This is a genomic window from Ruegeria sp. BHSB172 (assembly GCF_059613165.1).
In genome coordinates, this window is record NZ_JBXWRZ010000053.1 from 1 (window position 1) to 20,999 (window position 20,999).

Genomic DNA, 20,999 nt, shown 5'->3' on the forward strand with positions numbered 1-20,999 from the left:
GTTCAGGCAAGCTGACCCTGAACCAGGCGCTTTCGGGCGGCGAAGGTGGGCGTCAGCGGTCCATGGCCGCGATGAAGCGCAAGCAGGAGCGCGCGCGCCAGAAGGCTATGGGGGGATCGGTCGAGCGTGAAAAGGTGATCCGCGAGGTTCAGCTGCCCGAGACGATCGTGGTCTCGGAACTGGCCAACCGCATGGCGGAACGTGTGGCTGACGTCGTCAAGTCGCTGATGAACATGGGCATGATGGTCACGCAGAACCAGAGCATCGACGCCGACACCGCCGAACTGATCATCGAGGAATTCGGCCATAAGGTCGTGCGCGTGTCCGACGCCGATGTCGAAGACGTCATCGCCGATATCGAGGACAAGGAAGAAGACCTTCAGCCCCGTCCGCCGGTCATCACCATCATGGGTCACGTCGACCACGGCAAGACCTCGCTGCTGGATGCGATCCGCAACACCAAGGTTGTGTCGGGCGAGGCCGGTGGAATCACCCAGCATATCGGTGCCTATCAGGTGCAGACCAACGACGGCACCACGCTGACCTTCCTGGATACGCCGGGCCACGCGGCCTTTACCTCGATGCGCTCGCGCGGGGCACAGGTGACCGATATCGTGGTTCTGGTGGTTGCCGCCGATGACGCGGTGATGCCGCAGACCGTCGAGGCGATCAATCACGCCAAGGCTGCCGGTGTTCCGATGATCGTGGCGATCAACAAGATCGACAAGCCCGAAGCCAACCCGGACAAGGTGCGCACCGACCTGCTGCAGCACGAGGTGATCGTAGAGAAGATGTCCGGCGACGTTCAGGATGTCGAGGTTTCGGCCATCACGGGCCAGGGGCTGGACGATCTGTTGGAAGCCATCGCGCTGCAGGCCGAGATCCTCGAGCTGAAGGCCAACCCGAACCGCGCCGCACAAGGTGCCGTGATCGAGGCGCAGCTGGACGTGGGCCGTGGCCCGGTTGCGACTGTGCTGGTCCAGAAGGGCACGCTGCGCCAAGGTGACATCTTCGTCGTAGGCGAGCAGTACGGCAAGGTCCGCGCACTGATCAACGACAAAGGCGAGCGCGTTCAGGAAGCCGGGCCCTCGGTTCCGGTCGAGGTCCTGGGTCTCAACGGTACGCCCGAGGCCGGTGACGTTCTGAACGTGACCGAGACCGAGGCGCAGGCCCGCGAGATCGCCGAGTACCGTGCGCAGGTCGCCAAGGACAAGCGCGCCGCCGCCGGTGCCGCGACCACGCTGGAACAGCTGATGCAGAAGGCCAAGGAAGACGAGAACGTGGCCGAGCTGCCCATTCTGGTCAAGGCCGACGTGCAGGGCTCGGCCGAGGCGATCGTGCAGGCGATGGAGAAGATCGGCAACGACGAGGTGCGCGTGCGCGTGCTGCACTCGGGCGTCGGCGCCATCACCGAAACCGATATCGGCCTGGCCGAAGCGTCGGGGGCTCCGGTCTTTGGCTTCAACGTGCGGGCCAATGCCTCGGCGCGCAACACCGCCAACCAGAAGGGCGTGGAAATCCGCTACTACTCGGTGATCTACGACCTGGTGGATGACGTCAAAGCCGCCGCCTCGGGCCTGCTGAGCGCCGAGATCCGAGAGAAGTTCATCGGTTATGCCGAGATCAAGGAAGTGTTCAAGGTCACCGGCGTCGGCAAGGTTGCCGGCTGTCTGGTCACCGAGGGTGTTGCCCGCCGTTCGGCCGGCGTGCGTCTGCTGCGCGACAACGTGGTGATCCACGAAGGCACGCTGAAGACGCTGAAACGCTTCAAGGACGAAGTGGCCGAGGTTCAGTCGGGTCAGGAATGCGGTATGGCGTTCGAGAACTACGACGATATCCGCCCCGGCGACGTGATCGAGATCTTCGAGCGCGAGGAAGTGACCCGCACGCTGGATTGATCCGGCCGAAATCGAAAGAAACGGCGGTCCCCAGGGGCCGCCGTTTTCGTTTTCAGGGGTGGTCGTTCAGAAACGTCGCGTCCTTGAGGATGATGTCGAAATGGTGCGTGCCCGGCTGCAGATCAAAGCTGACGGCATGGCCGGCCTTGCGCAACGCTTCGGCATAGTCGCGGCTCTGACGGATGAACTCGCCCGTGTCCCGCTCGCCCACCGTGACCCGATAGCGCGGCCCGGGCGCCGGCAAGTTCAGGGTGGGGGACAGGTCGTGCAACTCGACCGGGGTCAACTGCAGCGGATCGTTGACCGGGGTGAGGCTGATCGGTTCCAGGTCGTAGACGCCGCTGATCAGGATGACTTCGCGCACCCGCAAGCCTATCCGGGCGAATTGGTCGGCCGAGGTCGCCATGACCATCGCCGCCAGATGCGCGCCGGCGCTGTGCCCGGACAGGGTGACATGCGAGGCGTTGAACCCCAGCGAATTGGCCCGGGTGGCCAGCCATATCAGCGCGGTCCGACATTCATCGACCATCTGACCCAGCCGCGCGTCGGGGGCGAGCGTGTAGTTCACCGTTGCAAAGGCCTGCCCGCCTACGACCAGCGCGGGCGCCATCATCGCCGAATCGCGCTGGCTGAGCGCCTGCCAATAGCCGCCATGGATGAACACATGCAGCGGTGCGCCGGGCGTTCGGGCGGGAAAGAAATCCAGCACCTGCGCGGGCGTTTCGCCATAGCCGAGGTTCTCTTGCACCGTCAGTTGCGACCGTGCCTGTGCGCTTAGCGCCGAATAGGCCGCCAGATAGGGCGCAAGGTCGCCGCCGATCATCGAACTGGGCGCGTATTCGCGTTCCAGCTCGCTTTGGGAAAATCCGCGATACAGCATGGCTCAGCCCTGTCCGCCATACATCAGGTCACTGCGTACGTCATAGAGATCGTGGAAAAACCGCAAGTCCAGCGCCTTGCGCAGGAAGGCCACGCCGCTGGAGCCGCCGGTGCCGGGCTGCATGCCGATCACACGTTCGACGGCGGTCGCATGGTCGAAGCGCCAACGCTGGAACAGCGATTCCACATCCATCAGCTTTTCGCCCAGCGCATACAGGTCCCAGTACCGGCCAGTGTTCCGGTAGATCTCGGCCCAGATTTTCACGATGCGCGGATCACCTGAATAGGTCTTTGAATAGTCCCGGTCCAACAAGTCCTGCGGCACGTCAAACCCCTGCCGCGCCAGCATGTGCAAAACCTCGTCATACAGCGACGGCTTGACCAGGGCGGCGGTCAGCATCTCCATCACTTCGGGGTCGTGCTCGTGCACCTTCAGAGTGGCGGTGTCCTTATTGCCCAGGATGAATTCGATCTGGCGATAGCCATAGCTTTGGAAGCCGGATGAATTGCCCAGCGCCTTGCGGAAGGTCATATAGTCAGCGGGCGTCATGGTCAGCAGGGTTTCCCACGCGGCGATCAACTGCCGCTGGATCGCCTTGATCCGGTCCAGGTTCTTCATCGCAGGGCCGAACTCATCCTGCTGCAGGAACCGGCGCACCTCGACCAGCTGATGGTGCATCAGTTTCAGCCACAGCTCGCTGACCTGGTGGATGATGATGAACAGCATTTCATCGGGTTGGGCCGGGTCCTGAAAGGTTTTTTGCAGGTTCAGCAGGGTCTTGAGCTGCAGGAAGTCGCCATAGCTTTTGCGGTGGGTATCCGCGAAATCGGTCACCAGCGTGTCTTCGATTCCGCGTTCCAGCGGGCGGTCGCCCTTGGCTTTGTCGGCCATCTCATTTCCTCCCCGGCATGTGTGCGCACCTGTCTAGAAGGTGCGTTGGCAACTATCCAGAGGGTCAGGTCCAATCCAGCACCACCTTGCCCGATTTTCCCGACTTCATGGCGGCAAAGCCCTGCGCAAAATCATCGACGGCAAAGCGATGGGTGATGACCCGGCTGACATCCAGCCCGTTCTGCAGCATCGCGATCATCTTGTACCAGGTCTCGAACATCTCGCGGCCGTAGACGCCCTTGATGGTGATCGCCTTGAACACAATGCGGCTCCAGTCGACGGGCGATTTGCCGGGCGGAATGCCCAGCAGGGCGATCTTGCCGCCCATCACCAGCGCCTCGACCATCTGGTCCAGCGCCGCCTGCGAGCCCGACATTTCCAGCCCCACGTCAAAACCCTGACTCATGCCCAGGTCGGAAATCACCGATTGCAGGTCTTCCTCGGCCACATTCACCGCCCGGACCGAGGGTACGACATGCTGCGCCAGCGCCAGTCGATCGGGGTTGATGTCGGTGATCACCACATGCCGGGCGCCTGCGTGGCGGGCCACTGCGGCGGCCATGATCCCGATCGGGCCCGCGCCGGTGATCAACACGTCCTCGCCCAGCAGATCGAAACTCAGCGCAGTGTGCACCGCATTGCCCAGCGGGTCGAGTATCGCGCCGATCTCGTCCGGAATGTCGTCGGGCAGGGGCACCACGTTGAAGGCCGGCAGCTTGAGATATTGGGCAAAGGCACCCTGTTCGTTCACCCCGATCCCGCGCGTGCCCGGGTCGAGGTGGAACTTGCCCGCGCGGCTCTGGCGGCTGTCGGTGCCGATCAGGTGGCCCTCGCCCGAGCAGCGCTGGCCGATCTTCAACCCGGTCACATTGCGGCCCAGCTCGACGATCTCGCCGGCGAATTCGTGGCCGGTGATCATGGGGACGGGCACCGTGTGCGCCGCCCATTCATCCCAGTTCCAGATATGGATGTCGGTGCCGCAGATCCCGGTCTTCTTCACGCGGATCAGAACCTCGTCGGGGCCGATCTCGGGGACCGGGGCCTGCACCATCCACAGCCCTTCTTCGGGCTTGGACTTCTCAAGCGCCTTCATCGTGTTGGGCCGCATCAGATCACCCCCAATTCTTTGCCGACCTTGCCAAAGGCCGCCAAGGCGCGGTCCAGCTCGTCGCGGGTCAGCGCTGCGTTCATCTGGGTGCGAATGCGGGCCTGGCCACGCGGGACCACCGGAAAGAAGAAGCCCGAGACATAGACCCCTTCGTCGAACAGGTGGGCGGCCATGTCCTGCGCCAACTGCGCCTCGCCCAGCATTACGGGGATGATCGGATGTTCCCCCGGAAGCAGGTCGAACCCCAGCTTTTCCAGCCCGGCGCGCCAGTATTTGGCATTGCCGAACAGCTGCTTGCGCAGCATGTCGCCGTCTTCGACCAGGCGGATCGCCTCGAGCCCGGCAGCGACGATGGACGGCGGCAGCGAATTCGAGAACAGATAGGGCCGCGCCTGCTGCCGCAGAAGGTCGATCGCTGCTTGCGGCCCGGCGATGTAACCGCCGATTGCCCCCCCAAGTGCCTTGCCCAGCGTCCCCGTCAGGATGTCCACATCGACGCCGAAGTGATCCGGCGTGCCCGCGCCGCGCGGCCCCATGAAGCCCGTGGCGTGGCAGTCATCGACCATGACGACGGCATCATATTTGTCGGCCAGTTCGCGGATCTTGGGCAGGTTGGCCAGATAGCCGTCCATCGAGAACACACCATCGGTCGCGATCATGATATGCCGCGCCCCGTCGGCGCGGGCCTGTTTCAACCAGGCTTCGAGATCGTTCATGTCATTGTTCATGTAGCGATAGCGTTTGGCCTTGCACAGTCGGATCCCGTCGATGATCGAGGCGTGGTTCAGACTGTCCGAGATGATGGCATCCTCGGGTCCCAGCAGGGGTTCGAACAACCCGCCATTGGCGTCGAAACAGGCCGCGAACAGGATCGAATCGTCCTTGCCCAGAAACTTGGCCAGCCGATGCTCAAGCTCGCGGTGGATGTCCTGCGTGCCGCAGATGAACCGGACCGAGGCCATGCCGAACCCTTTGGGCTCCATCGCACTCTTCGCGGCCTCGATCAGCGCCGGATGGTCGGCCAGACCCAGGTAATTGTTGGCGCACAGGTTGATGACCTGACGTCCGCCCACCGTGATCTCGCCGCCCTGGGGCGAGGTGATCATTCGTTCCGTCTTGTACAGGCCTTCCGCCTTGATCTGCGAGAGGGTGTCCGTGATGTGAGATAGGAATGCATTTGCCATCTGGGCCTCCATAGCTCCCGGGTGTCTATCATAGCGGATGTATTTCCGAAATAGGAGAATTTCAGTATTACGGAAAATTTTCTTACATTACGGATTTAGGGAAGCTTTAAGTGATAACTTTTTGCTGAACTCAATGTGATCCGCTTTTTTCCACGCCGCGTATTCATTTGCATATCAACTGGGAGGGAAACGATATGATTAAGATTTCATCAGCCGCGGCGCTGGCTCTGATGTTCGGTGCAACAGCGGCTTTCGCGGGGCCTGGCAAAGGCAATACCGGTGGTGGTAACAGTGGGCTTGCTCAGTCGATGGCCGGGGCTGTTTCAGGTGGTGCGGCCACGCTTGGTCGAGACTTTGGAAGCAAAGGCAAAGGAACCGCTTCGGCGGTGAGCGGCGGCGGAAACGGCGGCTGGGGCAATGTTGGAAGCAGCCTCAGCAGCATTACCGGTACAGACGGCCAGGTTTCCAACCGTGGAGGAACCCGCGGCGCAAACGACCTACCCGACGAGGAATAATTTATCAATCCGGACTGGCCGCCTGTTCAGGCGGCCGGTCGAACCTATCGACCGGTTTTCACAATTAGAAAAACGCGTGCCGGTCCATTATGCGCAATGATCGAGTGCGCAACATCCGCTGCATAACGCCCTGTGTCGCCTTGATGCAGAACCTCAGTTGCAGTGCCGGATTCAATCTCGACCGATCCCATCAAAACAGTCAAATGTTCACGAGAGCCTTTTGCATGCGGTTGGCTGATCAGTTTTCCGTCCGGCTCGAACCAGATATCGTACACTTCGTGCCCACCGGCATCTTCTGGCGGGGAAAGGATTCCGATCCGACAGCCATACCCCATATTGTCGATACTGGGCACATCGGACTGTTTCAGTACTTCGATTGTGTCGCCCTGAACCTCTTCATCCAGAAGCCCGGCAAAGTCTACGTTCAGCGCACGTGTCAGGTTCCACAATGTCGCAATGGTGGGGCTGCTTTCGCCGCGTTCGATCTGACTGACCATCGACCGGGACACGCCGCTGAGATTGGCCACCGCTTCCAGTGACAGCCCCTTGGCGCGCCGGGCCTCTTTCAGTCGGGCGGGCAGGCGTGTCAGGATATCGTCTGAGTTTTCCGTCATGGCGGAATTTTTTGCGCGTCCGGGCGGGAATTGTCAATTCCGCCGATGACGGAACGTCCCGCGCGACAGGCCCATACTGCGGGTGCATACTGCGCGCAAATCCAAGAGGAGAGAGACATGACCGACATCGTGATTCTGGATGGTGCCCGCACCGCAATCGGTACGTTCGGAGGGTCGCTGGCCGCGACCGCGCCGATCGATCTGGCCACCGTCGTGACCAAGGCCGCGCTTGAGAAATCCGGCGTCGCAGGCGACCAGATCGGGCATGTGGTGTTCGGGCATGTTATCAACACCGAGCCGCGCGACATGTACCTGTCGCGCGTTGCAGCGATGCAGGCGGGCATTCCGAACGGCACCCCGGCGATGAACGTCAACCGGCTGTGCGGGTCGGGTGCGCAGGCCATCGTGTCAGCGGCGCAGTCGCTGATGCTGGGGGATGCCGAGTTTGCCGTGGCCGGCGGCGCCGAGAACATGTCGCGCAGCCCTTATATCGTTCCGCAGGCGCGTTGGGGTGCCAAGATGGGCGACATCAAGTCGCTGGACATGATGCTGGGCGCGCTGAACTGCCCCTTTGGTACCGGGCACATGGGCGTCACCGCCGAGAACGTGGCCGATGAGCACCAGATCACGCGCGAGGAGATGGACGCGTTTGCGCTGACCAGCCAGCAACGGGCCGCGGCCGCGATCGAGGCGGGCTATTTCGGCAGCCAGATCGCGCCGGTGCAGGTCAAGGTCAAGCGCGACATGGTCGATTTCAAGGTCGACGAGCATCCCAAGGCCACCACGGCCGAGGCCCTGGCCGGGCTGCGGCCGGTGTTCCAGAAGGATGGGCGTGTGACCGCGGGCAACGCCTCGGGCATCAATGACGGCGCGGCGGCAATGGTTCTGGCCACGGCGGGTGCCGCCGAGAAAGCCGGCCTGACGCCCAAGGCGCGCATCCTAGGTTATGCCCATGCTGGCGTTCGTCCCGAGGTAATGGGAATCGGCCCGGTTCCGGCCGTGCGCAACCTGTTGGAACGGACCGGCTTGTCGGCGGGCGATTTCGACGTGATCGAAAGCAACGAGGCTTTTGCCGCCCAGGCGCTGGCGGTGAACAAGGAACTGGGGCTGGATCCGGCAAAGGTGAACCCGAATGGCGGGGCCATCGCCCTGGGTCATCCGGTGGGGGCCACCGGGGCGATCATCACGCTGAAGACTCTGTACGAGTTGGAGCGCATCGGCGGGTCGAAAGGGTTGATCACCATGTGCATCGGTGGCGGGCAGGGGATTGCCATCGCCATCGAACGGCTCTGATCCTGGGCTGGGCAGGGGGGCTGTCTGCCCCCCATCGCGCCGGGGCGCGATTCCCCCCGAGGATATTTTTGGCCAGATGAAGCGACGGCGCCTTTCAGCCAAAGCCCGAAAGGATCAGGACGGCCACTGCCCCGGCGGCTGCTCCGATCGCGGCTGGAATGGCCTTGGGCCAGAAATCTGACCCGGATGGATCATCCTTGCGGGTCTGGGCTATCAGGGCATTTTCGACCAGATCAGGCAGGCGGGGCCCGAACCGCGCAAGAACCAGCGCTGTTTTTCCAAAATCACGCAGGGCGGCGCGGGGGCCGATGGACTGCCTGATATAGTCCTCGACCACAGGGCGGGCGACTTCCCAGATGTTGATATGCGGGTCGAGCGAGCGGGCGACGCCTTCGACCACCACCATCGTGCGTTGCAGCAGAATCAGTTCGGTGCGGGTTTCCATGCCGAAGCGTTCGGTCACCTCGAACAGGTAGTTCAGCAGACGGCCCATCGAGATATGGGTGGCGTCCATGCCGAAAATCGGCTCGCCCACTGCGCGCAGGGCGCGGGCGAATTCATCAACGTCCTCGTCGGCCGGGACGTAGCCTGCTTCGAAATGCACCTCGGCCACGCGCTTGTAGTCGCGGCGGATGAAGCCGAAGAGGATTTCGGCATAGACGCGGCGGGTGTATTCGTCGATATGGCCCATGATGCCGAAGTCATAGGCGATGATGTCCCCATTCGCGGCGACCTTGAGGTTGCCTTGGTGCATGTCGGCGTGGAAGAAGCCGTCGCGCAGGGCGTGCAGCAGGAACAGACGCAGCACGCGGTTGGCCAGGTCGCGGCGGTCGTGATTGGCGGCGTCCAACGCGGCGTTGTCACCCAGCGGGATCCCGTCGGCCCAGCTGAGCGTCATGACCCGGCGCGCGGACAGAGACCAAACCACGGGCGGCAGCCAGAAGCCTTCGTCGTTCTGCGTGTTGGCGGCAAATTCCGAAGCCGCCGAACTTTCGAGCCGGAGATCCAGTTCGCCGCGGACGACGCCGTCGAAATGCTCGATCACTTCCATCGGGCGCAGACGGCGCGCACCGGGGGCGAAAAGCTGGACGATCCGGGCGGCGAAATAGAACGCATCCACATCCTTGCGGAACGCGCGTTCGATGCCGGGGCGCAGGACCTTGACGGCCACGTCCTCGCCTGTGCTGGCCAGTTTGGCCTTGTGGACCTGCGCGATCGAGGCGGCCGCGATCGGTTCGCTGAACTCCGAGAACATCTCGTCCAGCGGTTGGCCCAGCTCCTTTTCCACCTCGGCCATGGCCACGTCGCGTGGAAAGGGGGGCAGCTTGTCCTGCAGGACGCGGAGCTGTTCGGCCAGCTCCTCGCCGACGACATCGGGGCGCGTGGACAGGACCTGACCGAACTTGATGTAGGCCGGGCCCAGGGCGGTCAGCGCCCGGGTGGCCGGCGGCATGTTCGGGTCGCCCTTGTAGCCCAGCCATTGGAACGGTTTGCCTAAGGTGTGGGCAAGGATCCGCAATGCGCGCGGAGCCTCGAACGCGTCCAGCACCACGTTCATGGCGCCGGTGCGTTCCAGCGTGGCGCCCGTACGGATCAGGCGGATGATGTTGTGGGGGCCGCGCATGCGTCAGATCTTCCAGCCGGAATGCAGGGCGGCGATGCCCATGCTGAGGTTGCGGTATTTCGCGTTCTCGAACCCGGCGGCGCGCACCATGCCCAGAAAGGTATCCTGATCTGGGAACTTGCGGATCGATTCAACCAGGTATTGATAGCTGTCGCGGTCATTCGCGATCAGCTGCCCCATGCGCGGGATCACGTTGAAGCTGTAGAGGTCATAGAGTTTCTGCAGCCCGTCATTGGGCAGCTGGCTGAATTCCAGCACCATCAGTCGCCCGCCGGGTTTGAGCACGCGGTAGGCCTCGTTCAGGGCCTCTTGCGGGCGGGTCACGTTCCGGATGCCGAAGGAAATGGTGTAGACGTCGAAGGTGTTGTCCTCGAACGGCAAGGCCATCGCGTCGCCGACCACCCAGTCCAGGCTGTCGGCCATCTGCGCAGCCTCAGCGCGCTTGCGGCCCTCGATCAGCATCGGCTCGGTCAGATCCAGAACGGTGGCATGGCCGTGGCCCGCGCGTTTGAGGAACCTGAATGAGATGTCGCCCGTACCGCCCGCCACGTCCAACAGGCGCTGGCCAGGGCGTGGCGCCAGCCAGTCCATCATCGCGTCCTTCCAGACCCGGTGGATGCCCATCGACATCACGTCGTTCATTACGTCGTATTTCGACGCGACCGAGTTGAATACGCCCTGCACGCGCCCGGCCTTTTCGGCCTCGGGGACGGTTTCGAAACCGAAATGAGTGGTCTTGTCGCTGTTGTCGGACATAAGCCTTGCCGTTCGTCGAATTTCGTCTCTGTTATAGGGCCTGGAAACCGGGGCACAATGCGGCCCTTTGGAATAGGAGCCGTCTAATGCCCGAATTGCCCGAGGTCGAGACAGTAAGACGCGGCCTTGCCCCGGCGATGGAAGGCGTGGTGATCGAAAGGGCGGACGTGAACCGCCCCGATCTGCGCTGGCCGTTCCCCGAGCGGATGGCCGAACGGTTGACCGGCCAGCGGGTCGAGCGTCTGCGGCGGCGGTCGAAATACATCCTTGCCGATCTGAGCGGCGGCGAGACTCTGTTGATTCACTTGGGCATGTCGGGCCGCATGACCGTGTCGGGCGATCCGCTGGGACAGTTCGTACATCACCATCCGATGCCGCAGAAGCATGACCACGTGGTGTTTCACATGGCCAATGGTGCGCGCATCACCTTCAATGACCCGCGCCGGTTCGGGGCGATGGATCTGATGCCCACGGCCACCGCCGAGCAGCACAAGCTGCTGGCCGTGCTGGGGCCGGAACCGCTGGGCAACGATTTCAACGAAACCTATCTGATCGACGCCTTCCGCGGCCGGTCCACACCGGTCAAGGCGGCGCTGCTGGATCAGAGAATCGTTGCCGGGCTGGGAAACATCTATGTCTGCGAGGCGCTCTACCGCGCCAGAGTGTCGCCACGTCGCAAGGCGGGTCAGATCTCGGCCGGGCGTGTCGGAGCCCTGGTTCCGGTGATCCGGACGGTGCTGACCGAGGCCATCGAGGCCGGTGGATCCTCACTGCGCGATTTCCGGCAAGCCGATGGAGAGCTTGGATATTTTCAGCACAGTTTCGACGTCTACGGGCGCGAGGGCCAGCCCTGCCGGACCGAGGGCTGCGGGGCCGAGGTCCGCAGAATCACCCAGTCGGGGCGGTCGACCTTCTATTGCGCGCAATGCCAAAGATAGCTTGATCCGAGTTTTTCGCGTGGTAAGGAATTGGACCTGAACGGAACAACCGAAAGCTCAGACCTCATGGCTTTTGAGACGATCATCGTCGAAATCGAAGACCACGTCGCCCTTATCAAGCTCAACAGACCCGATGCGTTGAACGCGCTGAACACTCAGCTTCTGGGTGAGCTGTGTGAGGCGCTCGAGGACGCGGATACCAATGACAAGGTGCGCTGCATCGTCATCACCGGATCGGAAAAGGCATTCGCCGCGGGCGCGGACATCAAGGAGATGTCCGAGATGAGCTTTGTCGATGTCTACACCACCAACCTTTTCGCAGACGCCAATGACCGGATTACCGCGATCCGCAAGCCGATCATCGCGGCGGTCGCGGGCTATGCGCTGGGCGGCGGGTGCGAGCTGGCCATGATGTGCGATTTCATCATCGCTGCAGACACCGCCAAGTTCGGCCAGCCGGAAATCAATCTGGGCGTCATCGCCGGGATGGGCGGCAGCCAGCGCCTGACGCGGTTCGTGGGCAAGTCCAAGGCGATGGACATGAACCTGACCGGCCGGTTCATGGATGCCGAAGAGGCCGAGCGCTCGGGCCTCGTGTCGCGCGTGGTGCCGGCCAAGAAGCTGATTGAAGAGGCGACCGGCGCGGCCCAGAAGATCGCCGAGAAATCGCTGCTGACCGCGATGGCCGCGAAAGAGGCGGTCAACCGCAGCTACGAGGTGCCGCTGAGCGAGGGCATGCTGTTCGAGCGGCGCGTGTTCCACTCGATGTTCGCCACCGAGGATCAGAAAGAGGGCATGGCCGCATTCCTTGAAAAGCGCGCGGCCCAGTTCCGCGACAAATAGGTGGCGCCGACAGGACCGTTGGATCAGGCGGGCGCTGCCCGCCTTTTTTCCGGCGGGCAACAAGGCCGAGAATCGGCTTGGCAAAGCCTGAAAACTTGGCTATTGACCGCGACCATACATGCGCGTGCGGCCCGCTTGGCCCGATTCACACTCGTGATTTCTGATCCGGTGCGGGGATATCCGTGACGTGCAACCCTAGACAAACGTACCGAACAAAGGTCAGAGACACATGGCAAACTCGCCCCAGGCAAAGAAGCGCGCTCGTCAGAACGAGAAGCGTTATGCAATCAACAAAGCACGTCGTTCGCGCATCCGCACCTTCCTGCGCAAGGTCGAAGAAGCAATCGCATCCGGCGACAAGGAAGCCGCAACCGCAGCCCTGCGCGCGGCCCAGCCCGAACTGATGCGCGGCGTCACCAAAGGCGTGTTCCACAAGAACACTGCAGCCCGCAAAATGTCGCGCCTGTCGGCACGGGTCAAAGCGCTGGGCTGACTTTACGTCAACAATCGTTGACGATTTACGAACAAAAAGGCGTCGCCCCGTGCGGCGCCTTTTGCGTTGTTGCCAGAATGCCGCGCCTTCACAAAACCGAGAGATTCTTTCGCCCGAAGACCCGAGTCAATATCAGAGTTTCGTTGCCCGGCCCCTCTGCCTCTTGCTACGACATATCCAGCGATTCACTCGCTTGGGGGGACAGGCTGTTTCCGCGATCTGACCGACGGGCATCGGAAGGGTTCGGGGACGAATGTCGGCGACCGGTTCTGCCGGGTTCGTCGATCTGCTCGGGATCTCGGGTCTGCCGGTGATCTTGGCCCTGTCAATAAATTGCAATCTGTGGCGCGCTCTGCCGGCCCAGCATCCATGGCTTCGGATGTGCCAGAACAGAGCGTTGGCGGAAAGCACGTTTCTGACGCCAGACCGACCGGTTTTGGCGAACAGGAAGCTGTTGTCGAGTGAACGCGAAAGAGCCGGGAGACCGGTTACAAAAAAAGGCCGGCTGGCCAATAAAGATGGGATGCGTGAGGCGCTGGATGACACAAGAAAAATGGGGACAACTGCGTAATAAATTGCTCAAGGCTGTGGGCCGGAACAATTTTACGACCTGGATCGAACCTCTGGAATTTCAGGAATTGAAAGGTGGCGTGGCCGTATTTTCAGTTCCGACCAACTTCATGGGCAACTACGTCAGCCAGAATTTCGCTGACCTCATCCTGTACGAACTGAACACGGCCGGAGAATCGGTCCAGCGCTTGGCGTTCCGCGTGGCCGCGAATTCGCCCGCACGCCCCGCAGCCCCCGCCGTGGAAAACAAGCCCCAGCCTGCCGAAATCGACATACCGGTTGAAGCGTCGGTCGCGAATGATGCGCTCGAGTCGTTGCAGGCCGCACCGCTGGACTCGCGCTTTACCTTCGACAGCTTCGTCGTCGGCAAGCCCAACGAACTGGCCCATGCCGCCGCGCGCCGTGTTTCGGAAGGCGGCCCCGTCACCTTCAACCCGCTGGTTCTGTATGGCGGCGTCGGACTGGGCAAGACGCACCTGATGCACGCCATCGCGTGGGAGCTGAAGACCAAACGCCCCGAGCTAAACGTGCTGTACCTGTCGGCTGAACAGTTCATGTACCGTTTCGTACAGGCACTGCGCGAACGCCGAATGATGGATTTCAAACACCTGTTCCGCTCGGTCGACGTGCTGATGGTCGATGACGTGCAGTTCATCGCTGGCAAGGATTCGACGCAGGAGGAATTCTTCCACACCTTCAACGCGCTGGTGGATCAGAACAAGCAGATCATCATCTCGGCCGACCGCGCGCCGGGTGAGATCAAGGACCTGGAAGAGCGGGTCAAGTCGCGCCTGCAATGCGGCCTGGTGGTTGACCTGCATCCCACCGATTACGAATTGCGCCTGGGCATTCTGCAGACCAAGGTCCAGCAACACACCAAGACCTATCCCGATCTGAAAATCGCCGATGGCGTTCTGGAATTCCTGGCCCATCGCATCTCGACCAACGTGCGCGTTCTGGAAGGGGCACTGACCCGGCTGTTCGCCTTTGCCTCGCTGGTCGGTCGCGAGATCGACATGGAGCTTACGCAGGACTGTCTGGCCGACGTGCTGCGCGCCTCCGAGCGCAAGATCACCGTCGAAGAGATCCAGCGCAAGGTTTCCGACTATTACAACATTCGCCTGTCCGACATCATCGGGCCGAAACGCCTGCGGTCCTATGCCCGCCCGCGGCAGGTGGCGATGTATCTGTGCAAGCAGCTGACCAGCCGGTCGCTGCCCGAGATTGGCCGCCGCTTTGGCGGACGTGACCACACCACCGTCATGCACGGCGTCAAACGCATCGAAGAGCTGAAGCTGACCGACGGTCAGATCGCCGAAGATGTCGAGATGCTGCGCCGCGCGCTCGAAGCCTGAGCCCCTGCAATTCGGCAAACCGCCCCGGCCCTGCGCGGGGGCGGTTTTTCTGTGCGCATTTTTCCACGATTTCCCCGGAACTGCAGTGCAGGGCTGCGCGGGACCTTGACGGTTTGCACGTTCCGACACAGAAAACGGTAAAAAATCCTTGTGCCTCAGGGCTGAACCGCTAACTTGCCAGTCCCGCCCATGTAAGCACTCAAATCAGAGGAATTGAGGGTATGAAGATCAGCATCGAACGCGGCACGCTGCTCAAGGCCGTTTCGCAGGCCCAATCCGTTGTGGAACGCCGCAACACGATTCCAATCCTGGCCAATGTGCTGATCGAGGCCGAGGGCGATCAGGTTCTGTTCCGCGCGACCGATCTGGATATCGAGGTGGTCGACAAGGCCCCCGCGCAGGTCGAGAAGGCGGGTGCAACCACGGTTGCGGCCACGACCCTGCACGAGATCGTGCGCAAGCTGCCCGATGGCGCGCTGGTCACGCTGACCGCCGACAGCGCGGCGGGGCGACTGACGGTCGAGGCGGGGCGGTCGAACTTCTCGCTGGCGACCCTGCCGAAAGAGGATTTCCCGGTGATGGCGTCCTCGGAATACCAGTCGAACTTCACCGCTTCGGCGGCCCTGCTGCGGCGGCTGTTCGACAAGTCGAAATTCGCCATCTCGACCGAAGAGACGCGGTATTACCTGAACGGTGTCTACATGCATGTGGCCGATGGCACCGAAGGCGGAAAGGTTCTGCGTTGCGTGGCCACCGACGGCCACCGCCTGGCCCGGATTGACGCCGATCTTCCGGCGGGGGCCGAGGACATGCCGGGCGTGATCGTTCCGCGCAAAACGGTGGGTGAGCTGCGCAAGCTTTTGGAAGATGACGACATGGATATTGCGGTGTCGGTCAGCGAAACCAAGGTGCGCTTTGCCACGCCCGACATCACGCTGACCTCGAAGGTGATCGATGGAACCTTCCCCGACTACACCCGCGTGATTCCGCAGAACAACACCCGCAAGCTGGAAGTGGACGCGGCAGAATTTGCCCAGGCCGTCGACCGGGTGGCCACCGTATCGTCCGAGCGGTCCCGTGCGGTCAAACTGCAGCTGGAAAACGACAAGCTGGTCCTGTCGGTGAATGCGCCCGACAGTGGCGCGGCCGAGGAAGAACTGGCCGTGGCCTATGGCGACGAACGGCTGGAAATCGGGTTCAACGCCAAATACCTGCTGGAAATCGCAAGCCAGGTGGACCGCGAGAACGCGGTGTTCCTGTTCAACTCGGCGGGCGACCCGACCCTGATGCGCGAAGGCAATGACCAGAGCGCGGTCTATGTCGTGATGCCGATGCGCGTCTGATCGCGCGGGCGCGGGGTGCGTCCGGAGCGCGTGTTTGTGCAAGGATGAAGGGAGGGGTCATGGCTTTGGCCCTGACCGAATTGAAGGTTTCGCATTTTCGGTCGCACAAGCTGGCGCGATTGGCGCTGGACGGGCGGCCGGTGGCCTTGTACGGACCGAACGGGGCCGGCAAGACCAATATCCTCGAAGCAGTATCCCTGTTTTCGCCCGGCCGGGGCATGCGCCGGGCCAGTGCCGCCGAGATGACGCGCCGGCCCGAGGCGCTGGGCTGGAAGCTGAGCGGTCTGCTGGACGTTCAGGGCCGCCGGTCCGAGATCGAAACCTGGTCGGAGGGAGGTGCGGCGCGGCAGGTTCGGATCGACGGAAAGGCAGCCAGCCAGATCGATCTGGGCAAGCTGTCGCGGGTCGTCTGGCTGATGCCCGCGATGGACCGGCTTTGGATCGAAGGCGCCGAAGGCCGGCGGCGCTTTCTGGACCGGGTGACGCTGAGTTTCGACCCAAGCCATGCCGAGGCGGCGTTGACCTATGAAAAGGCCATGCGCGAACGGAACCGCCTGCTGAAAGAGCAGGTGCGTGACGCGCATTGGTACGCGGCGCTCGAGGCACAGATGGCCGAAACCGGGCATCGCATTCATACTGCGCGGCTGGGTGCTCTGGCGCAGTTGCGCTCGGCGCAGGAACAGGCCGAGACCGCCTTTCCCTCGGCGGAACTGGAACTTGTTCAGTCCGAAGGGGACATGCCCGAAAGCGCGCAGGATCTGTTGGAGGCGTTGGCCGAAAGCCGGTTCCGCGACCTGTCGGCGGGGCGCACATTGGTGGGGCCGCACCGGTCAGATCTGCATGGGGTCTATGCGGCCAAAGGCGTTGCGGCCAGTGAGTGTTCGACCGGAGAGCAGAAGGCGCTTTTGGTGTCGCTGATTCTGTCCAATGCGCGGGCGCTGGCCGCGCAGGTCGGGGCGCCGCCGATCCTGTTGCTGGACGAGGTGGCGGCCCATCTGGACGCAGACCGCCGGGCGGCGCTGTATGATGAAATCTGCGCGCTGGGGGCGCAGGCCTGGATGACCGGAACAGGCCCCGAGCTGTTTACCGAACTGGGCGATCGGGCGCAGTCTTTCGTGGTCAATGACGCGGGTGACGGCTCGACCGTCACCCCCGCCTGACCGGATCAGGCCGGCTCGCCGACCTTGCGTTCCCACAGGAACGGACGCATCACTTCGTCCACCGGTGTCCGGGCCATGTGGTTGACGTAGTTCGACATGGTTTTCTGCGCCAGTCCCAGGATCACGTCCAGAACAGCGCGGTGCGAATAACCCGCATCGAAGAACGCCTGCAACTGCGCGTCGGTCACGTTGCCGCGTTGGTTCATCACCTGAAGCGTGAACGTCCGCAGCGCCTCGAGCTTGGGCGAGGGCAGCGGGGTTTCATTGCGCAGCGCTTCGGTGATCTCGTCCGACACCTTCATCATCTTGGCGATGCCGGTATGGGCCGGAACGCAATAGTGGCACTCGTTTTCCACGTTGATGGTCTGCCAGACGACGGTTTTCTCGTCATTGTCGAAATCGGTCTGCAGGAACAGGAGGTGCAGAACCTGATAGGCCTCAAGGTGCTGAGGGCTTTCGGCCATGACCTTGTGCAGGCCCGGCAGGCGGCCAAACGCGGCCTGCGATTTCTCGAGCAGGGGTTTTGAGCCTTCGGGGGCGGTGTTCAGGTCATGCGAGGGGAATTCGGCCATTTCGGGTCTCCTTTTCTGGCGGCTGAGTCCGAAATAGGCTTTATTGAGCGATCACTCAAGTATATATTTGAGTAATCGTTCAAAAATTGGTGATCACATGCCCCGCAAACCTGCCTATGACCGTAACGCGCTGATCGCGCAGGCCCGAGACCTGTTCTGGCGTCAGGGCTGGGCGGGCACGTCCCTGAAGGATCTCGAGCGTGCGCTGAAGTTGAAGCCAGGCAGCTTTTACGCCGCCTTCGGGTCAAAGGATGCCTTGTATGCCCTGACGCTGGAGCGCTATGCGGATGAAGGTATTGCCCGGCTTGACGCCCTGGCCCGGGAGCTGGGGCCGCTGGGTGCGCTCAAAACCCAGCCGCGTTTGGTCGTCGAGGCTGCGAATGCGCCCGCAAAGGCCTGCATGCTGGCCAAGACCTATGCCGAGTTGAGCGCAAAGGACCACGATCTGGCGCAACTGGCCGCAACCCATCTGTCGCGAATGAAAGCCTGTTTCGCCGATCTGTTCCGGCAGGCGCAGGCGGAAGGGCAGATCGGAGCCGACCATGATCCCGAACGGCTGGCGGCGCGCTATCAATCCGACCTTTTGGGCCTGCGCCTGTCGGCCGAGCGCGGCGATGTCGATGCCCGCCAAATCGCCGCTGACATCGCCGCCGATCTGGATCGGTTGTGACCGTCTGAGGTCGGCCGAGCAACTCGGCCCGCGCCCGAAAGAACCGGCACAAAATCTGGGGGGATGACGTGACATTCCCCACCAGAGAACGTATAAGTTACCAAAATAATATAGGTACTGACGGCATGTCCGAAGACGCACAGGCAAATCAGGAATACGGCGCGGAATCTATCAAGGTTCTCAAGGGGTTGGAGGCTGTCCGCAAACGCCCCGGGATGTATATCGGCGACACCGACGACGGCTCGGGCCTGCACCACATGGTGTACGAGGTCGTGGACAACGGCATCGACGAGGCTCTGGCCGGTCACGCCGACCATGTGACGGTCAAGATTCACGCCGATTCCAGCGTCTCGGTCAGCGATAATGGCCGCGGGATTCCGGTGGACATCCACCCCGAAGAAGGCGTCTCGGCGGCCGAGGTCATCATGACCCAGCTGCACGCCGGCGGGAAATTCGACTCGAACTCCTACAAGGTGTCGGGCGGCCTGCACGGCGTGGGCGTGTCGGTGGTAAACGCCCTGTCCGACTGGCTGGAGTTGCGCATCTGGCGCAACGGCAAGGAACATTTCGCCCGGTTCGAACGCGGCGAGACCGCCGAGCACCTGAAAGTGGTTGGCGAATGTGGCGACCGGACCGGAACCGAGGTGCGGTTCCTGGCCTCGACCGACACGTTCTCGAACCTCGACTATTCCTTCGAGACGCTGGAAAAGCGACTGCGCGAGTTGGCCTTCCTGAATTCGGGCGTGCGGATCATTTTGATCGACGAGCGCCCGGCCGAGCGGCTGGAGACCGAGCTGTTCTACGAGGGTGGCGTCAAGGAGTTCGTGAAGTATCTCGACCGCTCGAAGACGCCGATGATGCCCGAGCCCATCTATATCACGGGCGAGCGCGACGAGATCGGCGTCGAGATCGCGATGTGGTGGAACGACAGCTATCACGAGACGGTCCTGCCCTTCACCAACAACATCCCGCAGCGGGATGGCGGCACCCATGTGGCCGGTTTCCGCGCCGCCCTGACGCGCACGATCAACAACTATGCCCAATCCAGCGGGATCGCGAAGAAAGAAAAGGTCAACTTTACCGGCGATGACGCGCGCGAAGGTCTGACCTGCGTGCTGTCGGTCAAGGTGCCCGACCCGAAATTCTCAAGCCAAACCAAGGACAAGCTGGTCAGCTCCGAGGTGCGCCCTGCGGTCGAAGGGCTGATGAACGAGAAACTGGCCGAGTGGTTCGAGGAAAACCCCAACGAGGCCAAGACCATCGTCAGCAAGATCATCGAGGCCGCGCTGGCGCGTGAGGCCGCCCGCAAGGCGCGCGAACTGACACGCCGCAAGACGGCGATGGACGTGAACTATCTGGCCGGCAAGCTCAAGGATTGTTCCGAGAAAGATCCGTCCAAGACCGAACTGTTCCTGGTCGAGGGCGACTCGGCCGGTGGTTCGGCCCAGACGGGTCGCGATCGTCTGACGCAGGCGGTTCTGCCCCTGCGCGGCAAGATCCTGAACGTGGAGCGCGCGCGCTTCGACCGGATGCTGTCCAGTCAGGAGATCGGCAACCTCGTGATGGCGCTGGGCACCGGGATCGGGCGGGACGAATTCGACATTTCGAAGCTGCGCTACCACAAGATCGTCATCATGACCGATGCCGACGTTGACGGCGCGCATATCCGCACCCTGCTCTTGACCTTCTTCTATCGGCAGATGCCCGAGTTGATCGAAGGCGGCTATCTCTATATTGCGCAGCCGCCGCTCTACAAGGTTTCGCGTGGCAAGTCCGAGGTCTACCTGAAGGATCAGGCCGCTCTGGACGACTATCTGATCAACCAGGGGATCGAGGGCGCGGTGCTCAGGCTGGGGTCGGGCGAAGAAATCGTGGGGCAGGATCTGGCCCGCGTGGTCGACGAGGCACGGCAACTCAAACGCGTGCTGGATGCATTCCCGACGCACTACCCGCGGCATATCCTGGAACAGGCCGCGGTTGCGGGAGCCTTCGTACCGGGCGCGGTGGATGCCGACCTTCAGGGCGTGGCCGACAAGGTCGCTGCGCGGCTGGACCTGATCGCGCTGGAATACGAGCGCGGCTGGCAGGGCCGGATCACGCAGGATCACGGTATCCGCCTGGCCCGCATCCTGCGCGGCGTCGAGGAAGTGCGGACGCTGGATGGCCCGATGCTGCGATCCGGCGAGGCGCGCAAGACCGGCAGCTTCACCCAGAGCCTGCAAGAGGTCTACAGCCTGCCTGCAACGTTGGTCCGACGGGATCGGGTACAGGTGATCCACGGCCCGCTGGACC

19 protein-coding genes are annotated in these 20,999 nt (G+C 62.5%); 11 read left to right on the forward strand and 8 right to left on the reverse strand.

Annotation, left to right across the window (positions count from 1 at the left end):
• Positions 1 to 1,898 (forward strand): translation initiation factor IF-2 (infB, locus tag AC2FM3_RS16060; RefSeq protein ID WP_496683770.1); only part of this gene is annotated, 1,898 nt, incomplete at its 5' end.
• A gap of 52 nt (positions 1,899 to 1,950) precedes the next feature.
• On the opposite strand, the gene AC2FM3_RS16065 is transcribed toward infB, so the two are convergent.
• From AC2FM3_RS16065 to AC2FM3_RS16080, 4 genes are all read right to left on the reverse strand, one after another.
• A complete protein-coding gene (locus AC2FM3_RS16065) occupies positions 1,951 to 2,778 on the reverse strand; it encodes an alpha/beta hydrolase (RefSeq protein WP_496683773.1) in 828 nt (275 codons plus the stop codon).
• A gap of 3 nt (positions 2,779 to 2,781) precedes the next feature.
• Positions 2,782 to 3,669, reverse strand: coding sequence for a tryptophan 2,3-dioxygenase (locus AC2FM3_RS16070; protein ID WP_496683776.1), 888 nt, complete (start codon positions 3,667 to 3,669; stop codon positions 2,782 to 2,784).
• 64 nt (positions 3,670 to 3,733) lie between these two features.
• Positions 3,734 to 4,762, reverse strand: a complete 1,029-nt coding sequence (tdh, locus tag AC2FM3_RS16075; RefSeq protein WP_496683816.1) for an L-threonine 3-dehydrogenase — start codon at positions 4,760 to 4,762, stop codon at positions 3,734 to 3,736.
• A 14-nt stretch (positions 4,763 to 4,776) separates the two neighbouring features.
• Positions 4,777 to 5,961 (reverse strand): glycine C-acetyltransferase, encoded by a 1,185-nt coding sequence (locus tag AC2FM3_RS16080; protein WP_496683779.1) that lies wholly within the window; start codon positions 5,959 to 5,961, stop codon positions 4,777 to 4,779.
• Between the two features lie 194 nt (positions 5,962 to 6,155).
• Here AC2FM3_RS16080 and AC2FM3_RS16085 point away from each other — a divergent pair, with 194 nt between their 5' ends.
• On the forward strand, positions 6,156 to 6,476 hold the full coding sequence (locus tag AC2FM3_RS16085) for a hypothetical protein (protein WP_496683782.1): 321 nt from the start codon (positions 6,156 to 6,158) through the stop codon (positions 6,474 to 6,476).
• A gap of 44 nt (positions 6,477 to 6,520) precedes the next feature.
• Here the strand turns inward: AC2FM3_RS16085 and AC2FM3_RS16090 are convergent, their stop codons facing one another.
• Positions 6,521 to 7,090: a helix-turn-helix domain-containing protein gene (locus tag AC2FM3_RS16090; RefSeq protein WP_496683785.1), complete on the reverse strand. Its 570-nt coding sequence runs from the start codon at positions 7,088 to 7,090 to the stop codon at positions 6,521 to 6,523.
• A gap of 117 nt (positions 7,091 to 7,207) precedes the next feature.
• On the opposite strand from AC2FM3_RS16090, the gene AC2FM3_RS16095 reads away from it, so the two are divergent.
• Positions 7,208 to 8,383, forward strand: a complete 1,176-nt coding sequence (locus tag AC2FM3_RS16095) for an acetyl-CoA C-acyltransferase family protein (protein ID WP_496683788.1) — start codon at positions 7,208 to 7,210, stop codon at positions 8,381 to 8,383.
• A 94-nt stretch (positions 8,384 to 8,477) separates the two neighbouring features.
• On the opposite strand, the gene ubiB is transcribed toward AC2FM3_RS16095, so the two are convergent.
• Complete coding sequence (gene ubiB / locus AC2FM3_RS16100; RefSeq protein ID WP_496683791.1) at positions 8,478 to 10,007, reverse strand: 2-polyprenylphenol 6-hydroxylase; 1,530 nt, start codon at positions 10,005 to 10,007, stop codon at positions 8,478 to 8,480.
• Between the two features lie 3 nt (positions 10,008 to 10,010).
• Positions 10,011 to 10,763 carry a bifunctional demethylmenaquinone methyltransferase/2-methoxy-6-polyprenyl-1,4-benzoquinol methylase UbiE gene (ubiE, locus tag AC2FM3_RS16105; protein ID WP_496683794.1) on the reverse strand — a complete coding sequence of 251 codons (753 nt, stop codon included), beginning with the start codon at positions 10,761 to 10,763 and terminating at the stop codon, positions 10,011 to 10,013.
• Between the two features lie 86 nt (positions 10,764 to 10,849).
• On the opposite strand from ubiE, the gene mutM reads away from it, so the two are divergent.
• From mutM to recF, 6 genes are all read left to right on the forward strand, one after another.
• Positions 10,850 to 11,701, forward strand: a complete 852-nt coding sequence (gene mutM, locus AC2FM3_RS16110; protein ID WP_496683796.1) for a bifunctional DNA-formamidopyrimidine glycosylase/DNA-(apurinic or apyrimidinic site) lyase — start codon at positions 10,850 to 10,852, stop codon at positions 11,699 to 11,701.
• A 66-nt stretch (positions 11,702 to 11,767) separates the two neighbouring features.
• A complete protein-coding gene (gene acuK / locus AC2FM3_RS16115) occupies positions 11,768 to 12,544 on the forward strand; it encodes an acryloyl-CoA hydratase (RefSeq protein ID WP_073279647.1) in 777 nt (258 codons plus the stop codon).
• Between the two features lie 229 nt (positions 12,545 to 12,773).
• Positions 12,774 to 13,037 carry a 30S ribosomal protein S20 gene (gene rpsT, locus AC2FM3_RS16120; RefSeq protein ID WP_005979273.1) on the forward strand — a complete coding sequence of 88 codons (264 nt, stop codon included), beginning with the start codon at positions 12,774 to 12,776 and terminating at the stop codon, positions 13,035 to 13,037.
• 539 nt (positions 13,038 to 13,576) lie between these two features.
• The gene (gene dnaA / locus AC2FM3_RS16125) at positions 13,577 to 14,962 is read left to right on the forward strand and encodes a chromosomal replication initiator protein DnaA (RefSeq protein WP_496683799.1); all 1,386 of its coding nucleotides are present in this window, start codon (positions 13,577 to 13,579) and stop codon (positions 14,960 to 14,962) included.
• A 221-nt stretch (positions 14,963 to 15,183) separates the two neighbouring features.
• Positions 15,184 to 16,305 carry a DNA polymerase III subunit beta gene (dnaN, locus tag AC2FM3_RS16130; RefSeq protein WP_496683802.1) on the forward strand — a complete coding sequence of 374 codons (1,122 nt, stop codon included), beginning with the start codon at positions 15,184 to 15,186 and terminating at the stop codon, positions 16,303 to 16,305.
• A 59-nt stretch (positions 16,306 to 16,364) separates the two neighbouring features.
• A complete protein-coding gene (gene recF, locus AC2FM3_RS16135) occupies positions 16,365 to 17,465 on the forward strand; it encodes a DNA replication/repair protein RecF (RefSeq protein WP_496683805.1) in 1,101 nt (366 codons plus the stop codon).
• A gap of 5 nt (positions 17,466 to 17,470) precedes the next feature.
• Here recF and AC2FM3_RS16140 read toward each other — a convergent pair whose 3' ends face one another.
• Positions 17,471 to 18,037: a carboxymuconolactone decarboxylase family protein gene (locus tag AC2FM3_RS16140; protein WP_496683807.1), complete on the reverse strand. Its 567-nt coding sequence runs from the start codon at positions 18,035 to 18,037 to the stop codon at positions 17,471 to 17,473.
• A 97-nt stretch (positions 18,038 to 18,134) separates the two neighbouring features.
• On the opposite strand from AC2FM3_RS16140, the gene AC2FM3_RS16145 reads away from it, so the two are divergent.
• Both AC2FM3_RS16145 and gyrB read left to right on the forward strand, forming a co-directional pair.
• Positions 18,135 to 18,707: a TetR/AcrR family transcriptional regulator gene (locus tag AC2FM3_RS16145; RefSeq protein WP_496683810.1), complete on the forward strand. Its 573-nt coding sequence runs from the start codon at positions 18,135 to 18,137 to the stop codon at positions 18,705 to 18,707.
• A gap of 125 nt (positions 18,708 to 18,832) precedes the next feature.
• On the forward strand, positions 18,833 to 20,999 hold a 2,167-nt coding region (gene gyrB, locus AC2FM3_RS16150; RefSeq protein ID WP_496683813.1), incomplete at its 3' end, for a DNA topoisomerase (ATP-hydrolyzing) subunit B.